The sequence below is a fragment of the Moorena sp. SIOASIH genome (assembly GCF_010671925.1).
GTDB lineage: Bacteria > Cyanobacteriota > Cyanobacteriia > Cyanobacteriales > Coleofasciculaceae > Moorena.
In genome coordinates, this window is record NZ_JAAHIH010000003.1 from 58,474 (window position 1) to 76,170 (window position 17,697).

The 17,697-nt window shown below is 45.1% G+C and carries 15 protein-coding genes; 4 read left to right on the forward strand and 11 right to left on the reverse strand.

The annotated features are described in order from the left end of the window. Nucleotides 1–691: 691 nt before the first annotated feature. Nucleotides 692–1,417: a pirin family protein gene (locus F6J90_RS15355; protein ID WP_293095052.1), complete on the reverse strand. Its 726-nt coding sequence runs from the start codon at nt 1,415–1,417 to the stop codon at nt 692–694. A gap of 166 nt (nt 1,418–1,583) precedes the next feature. Between F6J90_RS15355 and F6J90_RS15360 the strand changes: the two genes are divergently transcribed. Then, entirely contained in the window at nt 1,584–1,742 is a 159-nt protein-coding gene (locus tag F6J90_RS15360; protein ID WP_293095055.1) for a hypothetical protein, read from the forward strand. On the opposite strand, the gene F6J90_RS15365 is transcribed toward F6J90_RS15360, so the two are convergent. Continuing rightward, entirely contained in the window at nt 1,728–2,396 is a 669-nt protein-coding gene (locus tag F6J90_RS15365; RefSeq protein WP_293095057.1) for a nitroreductase family protein, read from the reverse strand. The two genes, F6J90_RS15360 and F6J90_RS15365, sit on opposite strands and share 15 nt — an antisense overlap. Before the next feature lie 581 nt (nt 2,397–2,977). On the opposite strand from F6J90_RS15365, the gene F6J90_RS15370 reads away from it, so the two are divergent. Further along, nucleotides 2,978–3,673, forward strand: coding sequence for a LysR substrate-binding domain-containing protein (locus F6J90_RS15370; RefSeq protein ID WP_293095060.1), 696 nt, complete (start codon nt 2,978–2,980; stop codon nt 3,671–3,673). Nucleotides 3,674–4,147: 474 nt separating this feature from the next. Continuing rightward, on the forward strand, nt 4,148–4,291 hold the full coding sequence (locus F6J90_RS15375) for a hypothetical protein (RefSeq protein ID WP_293060745.1): 144 nt from the start codon (nt 4,148–4,150) through the stop codon (nt 4,289–4,291). 241 nt (nt 4,292–4,532) lie between these two features. Here the strand turns inward: F6J90_RS15375 and F6J90_RS15380 are convergent, their stop codons facing one another. The 8 genes from F6J90_RS15380 to F6J90_RS15415 all read right to left on the reverse strand — a co-directional run bounded on the left by F6J90_RS15380 (nt 4,533) and on the right by F6J90_RS15415 (nt 14,967). Further along, entirely contained in the window at nt 4,533–5,228 is a 696-nt protein-coding gene (locus F6J90_RS15380; RefSeq protein WP_293095063.1) for a redoxin domain-containing protein, read from the reverse strand. Between the two features lie 211 nt (nt 5,229–5,439). After that, nucleotides 5,440–7,548 (reverse strand): protein-disulfide reductase DsbD domain-containing protein, encoded by a 2,109-nt coding sequence (locus F6J90_RS15385; protein ID WP_293095066.1) that lies wholly within the window; start codon nt 7,546–7,548, stop codon nt 5,440–5,442. A 510-nt stretch (nt 7,549–8,058) separates the two neighbouring features. Further along, on the reverse strand, nt 8,059–8,670 hold the full coding sequence (locus F6J90_RS15390) for a Uma2 family endonuclease (RefSeq protein WP_293095069.1): 612 nt from the start codon (nt 8,668–8,670) through the stop codon (nt 8,059–8,061). Nucleotides 8,671–8,851: 181 nt separating this feature from the next. Then, entirely contained in the window at nt 8,852–9,205 is a 354-nt protein-coding gene (locus F6J90_RS15395) for a DUF5615 family PIN-like protein (protein WP_293095071.1), read from the reverse strand. Nucleotides 9,206–9,211: 6 nt separating this feature from the next. Beyond that, nucleotides 9,212–9,544, reverse strand: a complete 333-nt coding sequence (locus F6J90_RS15400; protein WP_293095074.1) for a DUF433 domain-containing protein — start codon at nt 9,542–9,544, stop codon at nt 9,212–9,214. 85 nt (nt 9,545–9,629) lie between these two features. Continuing rightward, nucleotides 9,630–12,875 carry an efflux RND transporter permease subunit gene (locus F6J90_RS15405; RefSeq protein ID WP_293095076.1) on the reverse strand — a complete coding sequence of 1,082 codons (3,246 nt, stop codon included), beginning with the start codon at nt 12,873–12,875 and terminating at the stop codon, nt 9,630–9,632. A 23-nt stretch (nt 12,876–12,898) separates the two neighbouring features. Beyond that, complete coding sequence (locus tag F6J90_RS15410; RefSeq protein ID WP_293095079.1) at nt 12,899–13,177, reverse strand: hypothetical protein; 279 nt, start codon at nt 13,175–13,177, stop codon at nt 12,899–12,901. Between the two features lie 260 nt (nt 13,178–13,437). Beyond that, nucleotides 13,438–14,967, reverse strand: coding sequence for an efflux RND transporter periplasmic adaptor subunit (locus tag F6J90_RS15415; protein ID WP_293095082.1), 1,530 nt, complete (start codon nt 14,965–14,967; stop codon nt 13,438–13,440). A 192-nt stretch (nt 14,968–15,159) separates the two neighbouring features. On the opposite strand from F6J90_RS15415, the gene F6J90_RS15420 reads away from it, so the two are divergent. Beyond that, nucleotides 15,160–16,827: an ABC transporter ATP-binding protein gene (locus tag F6J90_RS15420; protein WP_293095084.1), complete on the forward strand. Its 1,668-nt coding sequence runs from the start codon at nt 15,160–15,162 to the stop codon at nt 16,825–16,827. A gap of 327 nt (nt 16,828–17,154) precedes the next feature. Here the strand turns inward: F6J90_RS15420 and F6J90_RS15425 are convergent, their stop codons facing one another. Then, nucleotides 17,155–17,556 carry a hypothetical protein gene (locus tag F6J90_RS15425; protein ID WP_293095087.1) on the reverse strand — a complete coding sequence of 134 codons (402 nt, stop codon included), beginning with the start codon at nt 17,554–17,556 and terminating at the stop codon, nt 17,155–17,157. Between the last annotated feature and the right edge of the window lie 141 nt (nt 17,557–17,697).

The following is a 17,697-nucleotide window of genomic DNA, read 5'->3' on the forward strand; positions in this document are numbered from 1 at the left end:
GATGACTTGTTCAACCAGGCCGGAGCCAGGAAAAATAGAGGTCTCCTCTCCCCAAGCGTATTTGGTCTATGACCCAGGTTTCGGTGTGCCGGAAACGAAACCTGATCAGAGGGTCGCCTTAGTACAAAACCTTGATCCCTATTATGAATAACCCTAAAAATATAAAGGCGACCCTCTGATTACGGTAACTTCAAACCCCACCGTACCTTGTCAGCCATGCTTTGCGCGAGTGGGGGGAACCCCCGTGAGGCCACTGCATCGCTTTTTTTTATATAGATAGATAGATACTTTTTTAATCTAATTTTTTTCATAGACGTTTAAGTCGTTAGACCAAATTACGCAATATGCATCTGATACATATTTTTTACGTTGCCTACTTATTTTTAGATAGTATTTATCTAGCTTTTTAGTTTCTTATTTATCATATAATCATAACACGCTCTGTGAAAACTGTCAAGTTTTAGCTGAAAAATAAAGCCGTCCTATCAGGATTTAAAGTTACCGTAAGAATAGGGTCGCCTTATTTAATAAGTTTTAACCTTTTTTTCATAGCCAGTCCCCTATAAAGGCGACCCTATTCTAAGGCGCGCGTCTAATGGGGCGCGATTACCCAATTTTTTCGGTAAAAATCAAGGGTTTAGCCAATAGAAAACCGGTAACTTCAGATTTACAGATGCTGAGATCTCTGGATTCAGGCCAAATCAAACAGCAATACCTCTGCTTGCTCTTGACCCACTAACATCACAGATTCTGCTTGAGAAATAGCAGCACCATCACCAGCTTGTAGCAAGTAATTATCTAACTTCACCTGACCTCGTGCTACTTGTACCCAAATATGACGATCTTGATTAGCATGGGTTACTATTGATGCACCAGCATCCAGGTTTGTGGCATAGAGATTAACATCTTGATGAATGCTCACAGAACCATCCCGTCCATCCTCTGAAGCAACTAGTCTTAATTGATTCTGCTTTTCTTCTGGTGCATAAAATTTCTGCTCGTAGCTTGGTGTTAATCCGGTTTGATTCGGTAAAATCCAGATTTGAAAAAAATGGGCGATGTCAGTGGCTGAATAATTATACTCACTGTGGGCAATACCTTCTCCTGCACTCATCCGTTGCACTTCACCAGGACGAATAACTGTTGTATTGCCAAGGGTATCTTTGTGCTCAAGGGCTCCTTCTAGGACATAGGAAATAATTTCCATATCTCTATGGGAGTGAGTTCCAAAGCCAGTTCCACCTTGAATTCGGTCTTGATTAATTACCCGCAGTTTGCGAAATCCCATATGAGCGGGGTCGTAATAGTTGGCAAAAGAAAAGGTGTGGTAAGAATCGAGCCAACCGTAATTAGCGTGTCCTCTTTCAGAGGATTTACGAATTTTGATTATTTTTTGATTGTTTGTGGTTACAGTCATTGGGTTTGCTTCCAAATGTTTGAGTAGTTATTGGTAAATTAGTATTCATTTAAATTTCATGGTTTTGACAGTTAGGGAGTAGGGAGTAGGGAGTAGGGAGTAGGGAGTAGGGGTAACAAAATTGAATCTACTTGATAAGTATGGAAAACGCTATAATTGGTAATTAGTGATTGGTGATTACAGGATTTTTCATAACTATGAGGTAAAGAGATTATCGCTGTTCCCTGCCCTCTATTTCCTGCTCCCTGCTCCCTGCTCCCTGCTCCCTGTTCCCTGCTCCCTACTCCCTACCAAATTGAAAACCGCTATACTAGACTTGGAATGATTCTCCAAAGCTCTCGCCATAGTAAACTTGTTCGATATCAAACCGTCCACCATAGAGTTTAAATGGTTCACCGGCGTATCCCATGGGGAGTAAACAACACACATCTACTTCAGCAGGAATGTTAAATGCTTCTTTAACCTGAGCAGACACAAATCCTTCCATTGGACAGGTATCAACCCCAAAGCTTTTTGCCACAATCATTAAATGAGCAACCGCTAACATAGTGTGACGATTTGTCCAGGCTTCAGTGGATTGAAAGGAGGCATGATACTCAAACATTTGAGGAATTGAGTTACGCATAATATCTGCATAAGCATCATTGACTCCACCAACATCTTTACCAAGTTGAATCACTGATTCAATGTAATCGGTTTGAGTCACTCGGCGATCGCCACAACAAATTAATACAACTGGAGCTTCTGTTACTTGACGCTGATTAAAAGCACAGGCTCTTAACTTTTCTTTGTTAGCTTGCTCCTGTACAACTATAAAGCGCCAAGGTTGTAAATTGAAACCGGAAGGCGATCGCACTCCTAAGCGAAAAATTTCTGTTAAGATTTCTTTGGGAATTGGATCAGGACGAAATGAACGGGCAGCACGACGCTGTTCTATTGCTTCTTTTAATCCCATTGATGGTGATAGTTCTGTGGTCATAGTTAGTTAGTTGAAGGTTGAAGGTTGACTGGTTGAAGGTTATTTGGTTGTTCGCGTAGCGTGGCCGAAAGGCCAAGGTTGAAGGTTGACGGTTTGAAGGTTGACAGGTTGACAGGTTGACGGTTGACGGTTGACGGTTAATATTAGTAGGGTGTGTAGGGTGCGTTAGGGGCGCGCCTTGCCATCATATTCAACTTCGTAGCCAATAGCCCCGTAACGCACCACCGAAGGGCTCGAACTCATTTTCCGCCTGCTCGTAAGCGTTGGGAAAGCCCGTCCCGTAACACACCACCCAGTCAAACTAGATATCAATACCAAGCAAAACTTGGATAGATGTTGAATAAATAAGCAATTTATTCGCAGTTAATTACTACCTTTATTATCTCAACTATAGTTTTATAACTTACCTATTAACTAGGAGATATTACCCTTACTAATTCTCTAATTTAGTAACGTAGTTCATGCTATAAATTATTTCATGTTTTTACTCCATAGAAGCTTATATTACTAGCTTAAGTAGTAATGCTAATTTTGTCTAATATAATTTTTGGAGGTGCTTGATACCTCTAAAGGTATGACTGATGCTATCGAACATTGAACTTAATCATCTTAAGACGTTTCTAGTGGTGGCGGAAGAAATGAATTTTGGGCGAGCTGCAGAGCGGCTTCATATTGCTCAACCGCCTTTGAGTCGTCAAATTAAACGCCTTGAGGAAAGCTTGGGGGTACAGCTTTTTCACCGTACCAAGCCCCAGATTCAACTAACTGAAGCTGGTAGAGCGTTGGTGTTAGAGGCGCGAAGAATCCTCAAGCAGGTGGATTTGGGTGTCCAAGTGACTCAGCGAGCTAGTCGTGGGGAAATTGGTCAGATTATCTTGGGGTTTGAGGGATTTTCTTCAGCTGATATTGTCCCGCTATCGATTCAAACTTATAAGCAGCAATTCCCTGATGTACACATTGTGGCGAAGGAGATGTCAACTGGGGAACAACTTCAGGCATTGTTGGAGCAACGGATTGATTTGGGTTTTATTGTGCCTCGCAAGGTAGATGAATCACTGATGGTGGAAACGATTCTGCGAGAACCGTTGGTGTTGGCGGTATCTGAAACTCATCCCCTAGCTAGTCAAGATCAGGTGCAACTACAGCAACTTCAGGATGAACCGTTTATTCTGGGATTAAATACTGATCAATGTGGTTTATATTCGGCGGTAATTCGTGTTTGTCACCAGGCTGGCTTTACTCCTGAGGTGAGTCAATTGACACTCCCCGGTCATTAGACACGGGGATTCTTACTTCACAGATTCGACTTGCTCAACCTGGTCGGAACCAAGAAGAGTAGAGGCCAAATCTCCATAAGCGTTTCGGGGAAACCAACGCTGCGCGAACGGGCCTATGACCCAGGTTCCGATGTGCCCCACCGTACCTTGTCTTGATGCAGTCGCTCATGGGGGGAACCCCCGCATGAAGGCGCTGCATCGCTTTTTTTATATATAGATAGATACTTTTTTAATCTAATTTTTTTCATAGACGTTTAAGTCGTTAGACCAAATTACGCAATATGTATCTCTTACATATTTTTTACGTTGCCTACTTATTTTTAGATAGTATTTATCTATATTTTTAGTTTATTGTAATGGTTTTTATCCTAACACGCTCTGTGAAAACTGTCAAGTTTTAGCTTAAAAAGAAAGCCGTCCTATAAGGACGGGGCTTTAAACCCAATTTTTTCGGTAACCAATGAAACCCAACTGATGTTGGGATTTGTGGCAGCAGGTATGGGAATTGCTCTATTGCCCAATTCGATCAGACGTTTTCGTCGAGATGGGGTAGTGTATCGGTCAGTAGAACCTTCTACGGCAGAGATTGTGGAGCGCGATCGCATGGCGTATTACTAATCCTTGTCCTACTCTTGAGCAATTTTTACAAGTTGTTCGAGATACAGCGAATATAATTGATGTGTGAATAATACTTTCTTTGTCAAGAAGCATTCAGCCGTCAGCTGTCAGTTGTCAGCTTAAAATAAACTTCGTTTGGTAGAATTTAATAGTTCGAGATTAATGATAATAGAAAGTCTGGGTATTTGACCATCTAAGGATATGCTGATTGCTGATTGCTGATTGCTAATTGCTTACACCTTTAACTATTATATTTCACCGAGCAACCGTAAGGCTGAGTAACTGTTGTTTCTACAGGTTTATTAGTAATAACACTATCCACAGCAGCTCGGACATAGTTGGTAGCAGTTTCTACATCCGCTGGATTAGCTGAGGGTTTATTATCAATTGCGCCCATGTATTTTAGGACTCCATCAGTATCAATAACATACATATGGGGTGTGGTGCGAGCTTGATATAGACGACCAATGGTGCCTTCGGAGTCTATAATTACTGCTGTGGGACTAGCGCTACTGCTCTTAATCAATTCATTGGCTTTTTGAGGGGTGACATGACCTTGCTGTCCTGGAGCTGAGGAGATTATTGATAACCACACTACTCCTTTGCTGGTGGCTTCTTTCTGAAGTTTCTGCATGTTACCGCTGCTGTAATGTTTGCGGACAAAGGGACATTGGTGATTAGTCCATTCTAATACTACGACTTTCCCTTTGAAATCACTGAGCTTGTGGGTGGTGTTGTTGCTGTCAACTCCAGTGAATTCTGGTGCTTTTCCATCAATCTGTAATGGTGATGATGCTGCAATTGCGGTCGATACTTGACTTGTAGTTTTAGAATCTTTGGTGAGGGGAGGATTCTGGCATCCGGTGATAATTAGGGCTAGGGCTACTAATCCAGTGGTGGTGATTTTCTGACCGTTAACTTTGATAAAGTTGTTCATATTTTTTGATGGCTGATTGTTGATTGTTGATTGTTGATTGTTGATTATTACTTGTTAATTGTCACTTGTTGCTTGTTATTTTCCATTTACTTAAATTATACCTAAATTTTATATAGGAATCCTAAATGAATTGTGATAATTTTTGATGCCATATTCCCTACTCCCTACTCCCTACTCCCTACTCCCTACTCCCTACTCCCTGTTCCCTTTGCTATAGGTTTTTGATGGCACGTTGAACTTGATCTGGGGATAGAATCTGAGGTAGTATAATAGGCGGTGTAAATTCAGAGTCTGCTGGATACAATACATAAAGGGGTACGCCACTGCGCCCAAAGGATTCTAGAGCTTTGGTGATGGCTGGGTCACGATTAGTCCAGTCTGCTTTGAGTAAGGCAATTTTTTTAGACTCAAAGGCGGCTATGGTTTCTGGCTGGTTGAGGGCGACACGCTCATTAACTAGACAGGTAATGCACCAGGATGCTGAGAAATTCAGGAATACTGGGCTTCCTGATTGCCTTAGTTTTACTAGTCGTTGAGCTGTATAGGCTTGCCATTTGATGCCCTGATTTTGATTATGGGTCACTGCAGTAGGAGTGGTGGTGGAGATTTGGGCTAAGCTCAGGGAAAATCCTAGGGCGACTAAGGCGCAGATTGAGCCCAAATGCTTTCCTAGAGGGGGGAGTAGGCGGGTTTTTTGGTGCAGCCAAGTGGCAAAGGCAATTAGGATTAGTCCTGTTAGGGCGGCTGCTAAACCGTTGGTTCCAGTTTGCTGGGCTAATACCCAGATTAACCAGGCGGTGGCGGCGTACATGGGGAATGCCAGAAGCTGTTGGAAGGTTTCCATCCATGCTCCTGGTTTGGGTAAAATACGTTGCAATCCTGGGGTGAAGCTAATGGCTAGGTAGGGCAGGGCTAGCCCGAGACCGAGCATTTCAAAAATTGCGATCGCTATCGGTACGGATTGGGTCAGGGCTACTCCCAGGGCGGTTGCCATGAATGGTGCGGTGCAGGGAGTGGCTACTACGGTGGCAAAGACTCCTGTGAAAAATTCCCCTATGTATCCTGAGCGAGTGGTTAATCGTTGCCCAATTCCCATGATGGAAGCACCGAAGATAAAGACTCCCGATAGACTTAAGCCAACGGCAAACATTAGATATGCCATTAAGGTAACGAAAACGGGGGATTGTAGCTGGAATCCCCAACCGATTTGTTGCCCTAGCGATCGCAAAATTAATAGCACACTGGCGACTACGCTAAAACTGACGAGAATGCCTGCAGTAAATGCGATCGCATGGCGTCTCACTTGCTTGGGACTTTTCTGGGATTTTTGGACTATGTTGAGTGCTTTGAGAGATAGCACTGGGAAGACACAGGGCATCAGGTTTAGGATTATGCCTCCGAGTAATGCTAGCAGGAGCAATTGCCATCGGGGTTGGGTTGGGGTTGGGGCGGTTTTGCCTATTTCATTGCTTACTGCGGCTTCAATGGTGAAGGCTTGGACTACAGATTGGTTGTCTAGGGATTCTCGAATTACTAACACTCCAGTGATTGGGTCGAGTTTCCTAAGATAGCCTCGCTGCAATCGCAAGGTGATTCCATCTTGATTAAGTTCTGCGTTTTGGGGCGCTGGGTTGCTAATGATACCGTCTTGATGTGGGAAAAAGGTCACCTCTTGGATTTGAGCCTCTTCCATTTCGGGGGCTTCAACTTGCAGGGTTAAGTCTTTTGGTTCAATAGTGACTGTGACTTGCCATGGGGAGGGTTTGGGTAGAGCTTGACGGGCTTGCTCAAATAAGTTTGCCCACCGTTGGTTGACTAAGGGAGGTCTAGAGGTAATTGGTAAGGTGAGGTTGAGGGTGCCTTCTTCCGGAATACAGTTTACTTCACAGACCAACCAATCAGCTTTTACTCGGAGTTGCAGAGAATCAGGAGTAGCTAGGTTAGCTGGGGGTGTGATTTGGCTGAGTAGGGTAACCTCTTCTTCATAGCCAAAGTTCATTAATGGCTCAAGGGGTAGCCGCTGGGGATAGGGCCAAACGATGTCTCCCACTTCAAAGCCGGGGGGTAGGGTCCACTTAAGGGTAGCTCCGAGACCCGAGTCACCAGGGTTTCGCCAATAGGTGTGCCAGCCGGGATTGATGTTGAAGTGTAGTCCTACCCAGAAGGGGGTTCCAGGTTGAATGTTGATGACTTCGCTGATTAATTGCACCTCGACATTCTCGGTTTGGACTGGGTTAGCCGAGGCAGGAGCAATGGGTAGTAAGGTAGTGGAGAGGGTTAGGGCTAGGGCTATGATCCAGGTGAGGAGTTGGTGCAACATGATGACTCTACTGAACACATGTTTAACCTACACGATTTTTTTTTAGGAATCATTTCAAGTATAGTTAGGTCAGTTACCCATTACCCATTATCGATTAAGCAACTAATCTTTTGGTATTAAAATTTTCATTTGCCAGCAATCGAGCCATTTGGGATTACCTGGATTTATTGCGTTGCTGATTATGGGTATGGTCAAGCCCCCCTAGCCCCCCAATTTTGGGGGGAACAAGACTTTCAAGCGATGCAGCGCGGTCTTGGGAAGGCAGCGCGGTCTTGGGGGTTCCCCCCATGAGCGACTGCCGTGGTTTCCCCCATGAGCGACTGCATCAAGACAAGTCCCCCGAGCGAGGGATTGCTCGCTCGGGGGACCCACGGGGGCTTGACCAAAACCAGATGATCCCGCATTCATTCCTTAATTCAGCAACGCCGGATTGATTGCGCCTAGCTATTAGGCGATGGACGCGCGTCCTGCTTTCAGCGATCGCTTATTCCAATGGGATTAAAACGTTGTTCACCCTTCCCAAACTTCTTCCATGACCATGACAAAACCAGGCAGCACTGATTCATCCCCCTTCACCGTAGCTGGATTGTCCAACTGCTCCACTTCTACCCCAGGACGGTAAATATATACTTGACGACTATTTGGCTCAATCAACCACCCCAACAGAGCGCCATTTGACCTGTACTCTTCCATCTTTTCCTTAAGACTCTTCACCCTATCACTGGGAGAGCGCAACTCAATCACAAAATCTGGGCACAGAGGAATAAACTTTTTCCTTTGTTGAGGCGTTAGGGCTTCCCATCTGTCTTTTTTGACCCAAGAAGCATCAGGGGAACGTTCTGCACCATTGGGCAGCTTAAAGCCACCAGAAGAATCAAATACCTTGCCTAGCTTTGTTTGGCGATTCCACAACTGTAGCTGAAAATTAATGTTGGAATTTTTTTGAGATGTTTCACCTCCTGTGGGGGGCATAACAATTATTTTTCCGTCTAATGTGCGCTCAATTCGTAAATCTCGATTAATCTGACAAAACTCAAAAAATTGGTCATCATCCATAGCCCATGCCGGGGGCATCCTCAACACAATGGGATTGGTTTCAACAGCTGTGGTGGCTACTTTCATGGCGATCTCTACTTCCCGCACAAAAGAGTTTCTTCTATTCTAGTTAACAAAAATACCCAGTCTTTAGCCTAAAAACCCAGCTAAGCTGCACGTCAATCCGCACCATTGGAGATTTTAGCACCTCCGTTCCGTTCGGAAACTTGAGTAATTTAACGGTAATGGTAGCAGCAACTACTCGTATTTACCGTAGAGGTAGAAATCTTACTTGTCCTTCCCACTCTCCCTCAAGGCTGCACTCAGCAATCAAGATAATTTCCTCTATCGCTAGCCCGATTGGGACACGACGACTCACCTCAAACAACCCAGGCATAGATAATCCTGCTTGGATACGTTCGTATGCGAAAGTTATCATCGTAGCAACATCATGAGTTAAAACCATTCGTCCTTCTTGAGCAGCCCATGCTAAAACAGTTGGATCATCTGCTCCTGATAAGTCCACATCTTGAACACGCACAATATCAATATCTGGACTTTGGCGAAGAACACCTCGGACAATTTGGTTATTAAAATTTTCATCTGCCAGGAATCGAGCCATTTGGGATTACCTGGATTGATTGCGTCTAGCTAGTAAGCGATCGCGTATTCCAATGGGATTAAAGCGTTGTTCAGCCTCCTGCTGAATTGCATCTGTCTGACGTTGACGTTCTACAAGATAGGTATGAACCTCATCTCTATGTCTGAGGTAGTAACCAATAACCAAGTAGATATCTGGTAGTTGTAGCGATGGATATTGCTCTGCGATTTCCTCTGGCGTGCATCCCTCAAGAAAAGCAGTCACGACAGTGTCTAGGGTGACGCGAGTTTTGGCAACTCGTACAACACCATGGGCATCTGTCTCTATAGGTGCGGGTTCAAGGGCAATTGCTAGAGTCATAGACTTTATCAGGTTTCTATTCCAGATGGTAGCAAACGCCTAGTCAGGACGAGGATATGGGCGTTGCTGAATCAGCAACGTCAGATTAATCAACTCTAACCATTTCACGGGATTCTTCCTTCTGATTCACCTCAGAGGGTTTCGGCTTTTGACCCCTAAAGTCTCCTAATAATCCCATCAATGCTGGAACTACTGTAGGTGTCAGTAATGTAGACAAAGCCAATCCCCCAGTTAAGGTAATCCCTAATCCTTGATATAATTCAGCTCCTTTCCCTGGTATTGCTGCTAGCGGTAACATTCCTAGTACTGTAGTTCCAGCAGACATGAATATTGGTCGTAAGCGATCGCATACTGCTCTATACAACGATGTATCGTAATCTATTCCTTCTTGCTGTAATTGCAAGGCTCGGTCTACCAAAAGGATGGCATTATTCACCACAACTCCAGTCAGAATCACAAATCCCAACCCCGTAATCATATCCAGCGGTACCACAACACCAGGAATTCTGTTGACTATCACCAAACTCAACAACGCTCCGGTTAATCCTATCGGTACTGTTGCCATAATTACGATGGGATAGAGAAAAGAACGGTAGAGTGCTACTAGCAGCAGATAGGTAATCACTAAAGACAGAATAAAGATTGACCCCAACTGAACTAATGTTTCTGATAGCAAATCTGCTGAACCAGCTAATTCGACACGATAGCCAGCAGGTAGGTTTTGCCGGAAGGGTTTGAGAATCTGCTGCTCTGTCTGTTCAACTAGTTTTCCTAAGGGAGCTGAGCGCTTGACACTAACGGTTAGGGTAATAGAACGCTGTAAATCCACTCGGTCAATCCGATCGGGTCCGGTGGTATCTACTACTTCAGCGACATCAGCTAGTTGTACTTTCCCACCATTGGGAGTATAGATCACTAACTGACGCAACTGCTCTGGGGTTTTGACAACGGTATGTTGTAATTCAACGGTCACATCCAGTTCCCGTTTACCATCGACGAATTCTGAGGCTCTAATCCCACCGAGAGCAGCTTCAACCATTCTCCCTAAGTCAGCTTCTGACAAGCCCACTTCTGCCAGTCGCACCCGATTGGGAATTACTTGTAATTCTGGTGCACCAGTAACAAAACTGGAACGAGCATTGCGCACACCGTCCAGTTGGCGCAATTGCTTAATAATATCCTGACCCCACTGGTTTAATTGATCCAGGTCTTGTCCTACCACACGGACGGTATAGGATTTGCCTGGATTACGAAAAATGTTAGTGCGCCTAGCAACCACAAAGCGATAACCAGGGAAATTGGACTTTACCTTTCCCATCCGATTCACCATGTCATCGAGATTCCTACCAGTAGCTAAGTCTGGCTTGAGATAGACTAAAATCATTTTCCGTCGCGAGCTTGCTATTACCAAGGTTCGGTCAATTTCCGGCTGCTGTGCCAAGAACTTTCTGGCCGGTTTGGATAGCCGTAGGAATTCTGGAATACTGGTGCCTGGAAAGGGTTCCGTTAACCACATAATTAAATTACGGTTCCCTTCTGGTAGGTAATCCATGGGGGGGAGTAACCGAATACTGACAAAGAGCAATACTACAGGAATCAACAACACAGCTAAACGCCTTCCGATCCGTTTGCCACCAAGAGACCAACGCACGGTTTTTAATAACAATCCCTCTAGCTTGCCTTGCCACACTCGAAACACTGCTGAAGTCTTGGCTACAGCTAGTTGGATTTTGGCTGCCATACTCCACTGCTGTGGGCGCAAGGCTTTTGGGCGTAAGCTTTCTGGCTCTAAACCTTGGGTGTCGACATCCCCCATCCCCTGCAAAATCTGTTGCGCCTCCGCTTGATTAAGAAACAGTCCCGATAGCATAGGCACTAGGGTCAGAGCTGCAAACAGGGAAAACAATACCGATGTCGATAGAGCAATACCAATATCAAAGAACAGCTGTCCTGCTTCCCCTGTGACTAAAACAATGGGAGCAAATACTGCTACGGTAGTCAGAGTAGAGGCTAGCATGGCTGACCACACTTCTTGAGTACCGTCAATAGCAGCTCGGATCGGATTTTTTCCCCGTTGCATGTGGGTGAAGATATTTTCTAGCACCACAATGGCATTATCTACGACCATTCCGACCGCAAATGCTAATCCTGCCAGACTAATCACATTCAGAGAGCGACCCAGCAAGGCTAAGACAATAAAGACGGTAATAATAGTAGTCGGAATAGTGAGGGCAATTACTGCTACGGTGCGCAATGACCCCAGAAACAACAGCAACACTAGGGATGCTAGTATTGCACCTATGATCAAATTTTGCTGCACTAAGGCAATAGATTGGTTAATATAGCCATTCTCGTCGTAGTTAATTAAGAACTGGACAGCTTCCCCTTGCTGTTCCAGTTGGGCTTCTAGTTCCTTGAGTACAGCTCTGACCCCCTTAGATATCTCTGGGACATTGCCACCAATTCGTCTTTCGATACCAATGCCAGCGGTTGGTTGGTCATTTGATACAAAAACTGTACTTTGAAGCTTGCGACCAATTTTGACATCAGCTACATCTCCCAAATAGACAATTCCTGATTGGTCTCGGCGCAACACAAACCCTTCCAACTCCTTCACATCCTCAGAGCGACTGACGGTGCGGACTCGGTATTCCCGTCTTCCCACTACCATCGGTCCACCGCGAATATTGCGGTTATTATTGCGCAAAGCATTCACGACATTAGACAGGGTTAGATTGCGGTCAGCTAAGGCTTTCGGGTCTACAATCACCTCCACTTCCCGTTCCCGTCCCCCGGGAGTAATAACCTGACCCACTCCTTCCACTTGCCGTAACTTGGGTACGATGGCATCTTGAATCAAGTCACGGTAATGGTCTGGGTCAGAATCATAGCCTTCTTTGGGCATTAGGACAATCCACATCATCGGACGGCTAACACCACTGACCACTTCAGCAGAGGGGTCTCCCGCTTCTGGGGGTAGAGAGGAGACTCGCTGTAATTTGCTCAAGACATCTACTAAGCGAGCATCAATATCTGTTCCCCAATTGAATTCCAGAGAAATGCGACTGCGTCCAGAGCGAGAGCTACTGGTAATTTCTTTAACTCCTGTGACTTCTTCGACCGCTTCTTCGATCGGTCTAGTAATCAGGTCTTCTACTTCAGTCGGTCCTGCTCCAGCGTAGGAGGTGCTAATGGTAATTTCTGGGGTATCACCTCCTGGTCGAAGTTCTAGGGGAAGCTGGAATAGGGCTAAGATGCCACATAGGGCTAGGAGGCAGAACAGAACAAATGTTCCGTGTCGCCAGCGGACAGCTGTTTCGATAAGTTTCATCAAATTTAGCCGAAGTCGGCAACTTAGGAACTAGGGAACAGGGAATCGGGAATCGGGAATCGGGAATCGGGAATCGGGAAGCATTCAGCTATCAGCGTGTCGCGTATCAGCGTGTCGCGTATCAGCGTGTCGCGTATCAGCTTTGGAATAAAACAAGTAAGCATTAATTTAATCTGAGTTACCTCACAGCGTCGTTCGCACAGCGTGGCCATTCGCGTAGCGTGGCCATTCGCGTAGCGTGGCCATTCGCGTAGCGTGGCCAAAGGCAAAGGCCAAGGCCAAGGCCAAAGCCTGTGCCACAAGGCTGACGGCACCTCAAGTAGCGTGAGCTTTTAGCTCACGGCTGACGGCTGAATGCTTACAGCAATAGGCAATAGGCAAGGATTCTAGAGACTAATACACCACGGCGGAAATCAATATACTTTTCAAAAAGAGCAAAACTCTTATATACTAAACCTCTAATAAGTAAACATGTAATAATTTTGAATTTTGAATTTTGAATTTTGAATTCCGCACAGTGGTACTAGTTTTTAAAGTTTGCAAGAGGTCTGATGATTAAAAACTAAGGACTAGTAATTTTGACTGGTGCGCCGTTTTTTAGTCCTTCACCGCCTGACACAACTAGGGGTTGATTGGCTTGTAAATTTTGATTAGTGATCAGGACTTTTTCCCCCATGTCCGCTAGTATTTCTACGGTAAACTGTTGTGCTTTTCCTTGGGAAATGGTATATATTAGGGATTGGTTTTTCCGTTTAATGATGGCATCACGGGGGATAACAAAACTGGGCTCTACATCAATGGGTAAGTCTAAGGTGGCTTGAATTCCCATTCCAGCTAATAAGTCTTTTGGGGGATTTTTGAGATTTACCCTTACTAGTTGTCGCCGTGAGTTGGCATTGGCTGTAGGCACAACGCTGGTAATCTCTGCTCGTTGCTGCCAGTTAGGTAAACTTCGCGGTGCAGTTAATTCCACATACATCCCTGGTTTGACCTGATTAGTAAACTTTTCTGGTACTTCTAGAAAGATATCTAATTGAGCATTATTAACCAAGGTAATGATGGCATCGCCACCTTCAACATAGTTGCCAGTGTCAACCTCACGGGATTGCACAACTCCGGCTATAGGCGCTTTAATCGTGGCTCGTTCTGATGCTAGTTTAGCTTGCTCAACCGCTGCCTGAGCTGCTGCTACTACCCCTTTCTGGGAATCAATTTCTTCCTGGGTTGGTCCGACTTGGGCTTCCGCTAACATAGCTGCAATGCGCAACCGCTCACTGATGGTGGCATCAAGGGTACTTTTGGCTTCAGCAATCTCTTGCTGGGTTTTAGTTTGTTCTGCACTTAGGGCAGCTTCAGCCCGTAAGCGCTCACTGGTAGCTGCATCAGCCGATTTTTCGGCTTCCACTTTTGCTCGTTCAGAGAGAGCTCCTTCCAGAGTTAGGGCTTCAATACGTTTAAGGTTGTCCTTTGCTTCTTGTTCCCGAGCTTTAGCCCCATCCAGTTCTGCTTGCCGTTGGGCAATTAAATTGGGTTGGACGGCTATCATACCATCAAGGTTGTCCTTTGCTTCTTGTTCCCGAGCTTTAGCAGCATCCAGTTCTGCTTGCCGTTGGGCAAGAATTTCTGGACGGGTTCCCACTTGTAATCGAGCGAGATTACTTTTTTCCTGAGCAAGCCTTGCCTTAGCTTGGGCAAGGGCTAACTGTTGGTCAGCACCATCAAGAATAGCAATGGTCATGCCCGGTGTAACGCGATCGCCTTCTCGGACTTTGACTTGTTGTATCACACCATCTACCTGAGATTTAATCGTGATTTTTTCACTTGCCTCTACCTCACCCAGTAACTGGATCCGTTTAACTCCTTTACCTAAGGTCAGGGGAATAGTTTCTACAGGTCGCGGCGGTGTCTGTTTGGTTTTCGTCTGGGCTACAGGGGGTTCTGGTACTGTCGAGATTTGCAACAAAGCTATACCTCCTACCAAAAACAGGACTGTGAGTAGCCATGCAGAGGATTTGCCTTTGGTTTCTTCCTGGCTTTGGGAATTTGACTCTGGCTGATAGTGATTAGACACTTGAGGATTTATAGGTTCCATGGTGATGCCCTGACAAAAAGATGTCAAAAAGATGTTTATAGGATAACTTTGCTCAATCCAACTGCTGGCCTGATTAAGTCGATCACAGCAGTTGAGGTAGATAGGAATTACTATAGCTTTACAAATTTTAATCAAAATTTAATGGTTATGGCATCAAAGTTTTTATATTCTTAGGGGAGGAAAATTTAATCCATGAGTGAACCGCTACTTTGTGTCGAAAACTTGCAGGTGGCCTATCCTAGCAGCAAATCCCTGGAAAAACCCACTTGGGCAGTAGATGATGTTTCCTTCGTGCTAGATTCAGGGGAGCGACTGGGATTAGTCGGTGAGTCAGGCTGCGGTAAGTCTACTTTGGGACGAGCTATCATGCAGTTGTTACCGCAACGGTCCCGAGTGAAAGGACAAGTAAGGTTTGCTGGAAAGTCGGTCTTTGACTTAACCCCTCGCCAGTTGCGCCAGTTTCGGGGAGAAGCAGTAGCGCTAGTCTTTCAAGACCCGATGACTCGCCTTGACCCTTTAATGAGTATAGGGGAACACTGCCTAGAAACCCTCAGAGCTCACCAACCCCAGCTATCACGACGTGAGAGTAAAGCAAAAGTATTAGAAACTCTAGATGCGGTGAAAATTCCCGCCAATCGCTTCTCTCAATATCCCCATGAATTTAGTGGCGGGATGCGGCAACGGGTTGCGATCGCATTAGCCTTGTTGCTCAATCCCAAGCTAATTGTGGCAGATGAACCCACCACCAGCTTGGATGTTACGGTAGAGGCACAGATATTAGAAGAATTAACCAGGCTATGTCGAGAACGGGACATGGCACTGTTACTGATTTCTCACGATTTGGCCATGATCGGTGAATATTGCGATCGCATTGCGGTCATGTATGGTGGGCAAATGGTGGAAATTGGTCCAGTGGAACAGATTCTCTGGCAACCTAACCATGACTATACGCGATCGCTATTAGAAGCGGCTCTACATCTTCAGGCAGTTAAAGACCACAATGACACTAATGACACTGATGGAAATTCCAGCTCTGCCATTCCTACCCCTTTGCTAAGGGTTACTAATCTCAAGCAATATTATACCTTAGAAAGCAATTTTATTCAGCAACTGGTGTCTCAAGAAAAAAACGTTATCAAAGCTGTCGATAACGTCAGCTTTGATTTATATCCTGGTGAAATTTTAGGACTAGTAGGAGAATCCGGTTGTGGCAAAAGTACTTTATCTCGCACTATCTTGCAATTAGTTCGTCCTACGGCTGGAACAGTTGAGTTTCAAGGCACAAATTTAGCTAAACTCAATCGACATTCCCTACAAGAGATTCGTCGTCAAATCCAAATGGTATTTCAGGACCCCCATGCTTGTCTTAATCCTTTAATGACTGTGGGAGAAAGTATTGCCGATCCCTTATTTATTCATAAATTAGCTGCTAATCCAACAGCAGCCAAAAACCAGGTCAAGGAAATGCTAGAACGGGTAGGATTAACTCCTGTAGAGGATTACTATAATCGATATCCTGCTGACCTTTCTGGAGGACAACAACAACGGGTTGCTATTGCTCGGGCATTGATTACTCATCCTAGTTTGGTGATTTGTGATGAACCAGTGAGTATGCTGGATGCTAGTGTCCAAACTCAAGTATTAGAATTAATGTTGGACTTGAAAGAAGCCTTTAATCTTACCTATTTGTTTATTACTCATGACCTCTGGGTAGCACGATTTTTCTGTGATGGTATCGCTGTGATGAACAAAGGTCAGATTGTTGAAAAGAAACCAACTCATGACCTGTTTACTAATCCTGAGCATCCTTACACTAGAACCTTGCTAGATGCAGCTCCTTTGTTAGACAAACAAAGGTGATTTTATGTAAGCAATCAGCGGTCAGCTATCAGCTATCAGCTTTCAGTTATCAGCTATCAGCTTTCAGTTATCAGCTATCAGCTTTCAGTTATCAGTTATTAGCTTATGCGCTACCTCCCAGCGTCGTTCGCACAGCGTGGCCAAAGGCCAAAGCCTGTGCCACGCACGCTACTTGAGGTGCTTTCACCAACGGCTGACCGCTGATTGCACCTCAAGTAGCGTGGCCAAAGGCCAAGGCTGACCGCACCTCAAGTAGCGTGGCCAAAGGCCAAGGCTGACCGCTGACCGCTGACCGCTGACCGCTGACCGCTGACCGCTGATAGCTTACTAAAGGATTTCAATAGTTTGAGCAGTCATAGCAGACTTACTGGAACCAGAACTCTGACCTTTAATCCGAACCTTCTGATCAGGACTTAATTTTCCTGGGTCAACAGTTTCTCCTTGACGAGTGATTTTGGTATCGGAAAGAAGTTGTACACTATAGGAACCAGACTTCGTCTCTACCTTTAACTGTAGAGGGAAGCTTTCCATAACTGCGACAATTTTACCTTCGATAATCATTTGTTCATCAGTTGACCTTTCTATTGGATTATTATCTGGATTATTACCCTGATTGTTTTCCGATGGAACGTCTGGTTGCGGAGCGCTACAAGCGGAAAAGAGCAGGCATAATCCGATCAGACTGCTCAAAGCAAAAGACTTAAAACGAATTTGTAGTTTAGTAGTCATCTGACGGTTTTGTCCTTTGTTAGTTTATCTGTAAGCATTCAGGTATCAGCCGTCAGCAGTCAGCCGTTAGCAGTCAGCCGTCAGCCGTTAGCTATCAGCCGTCAGCTGATCACTGAAAGCTGATCACTGAAAGCTGATCAC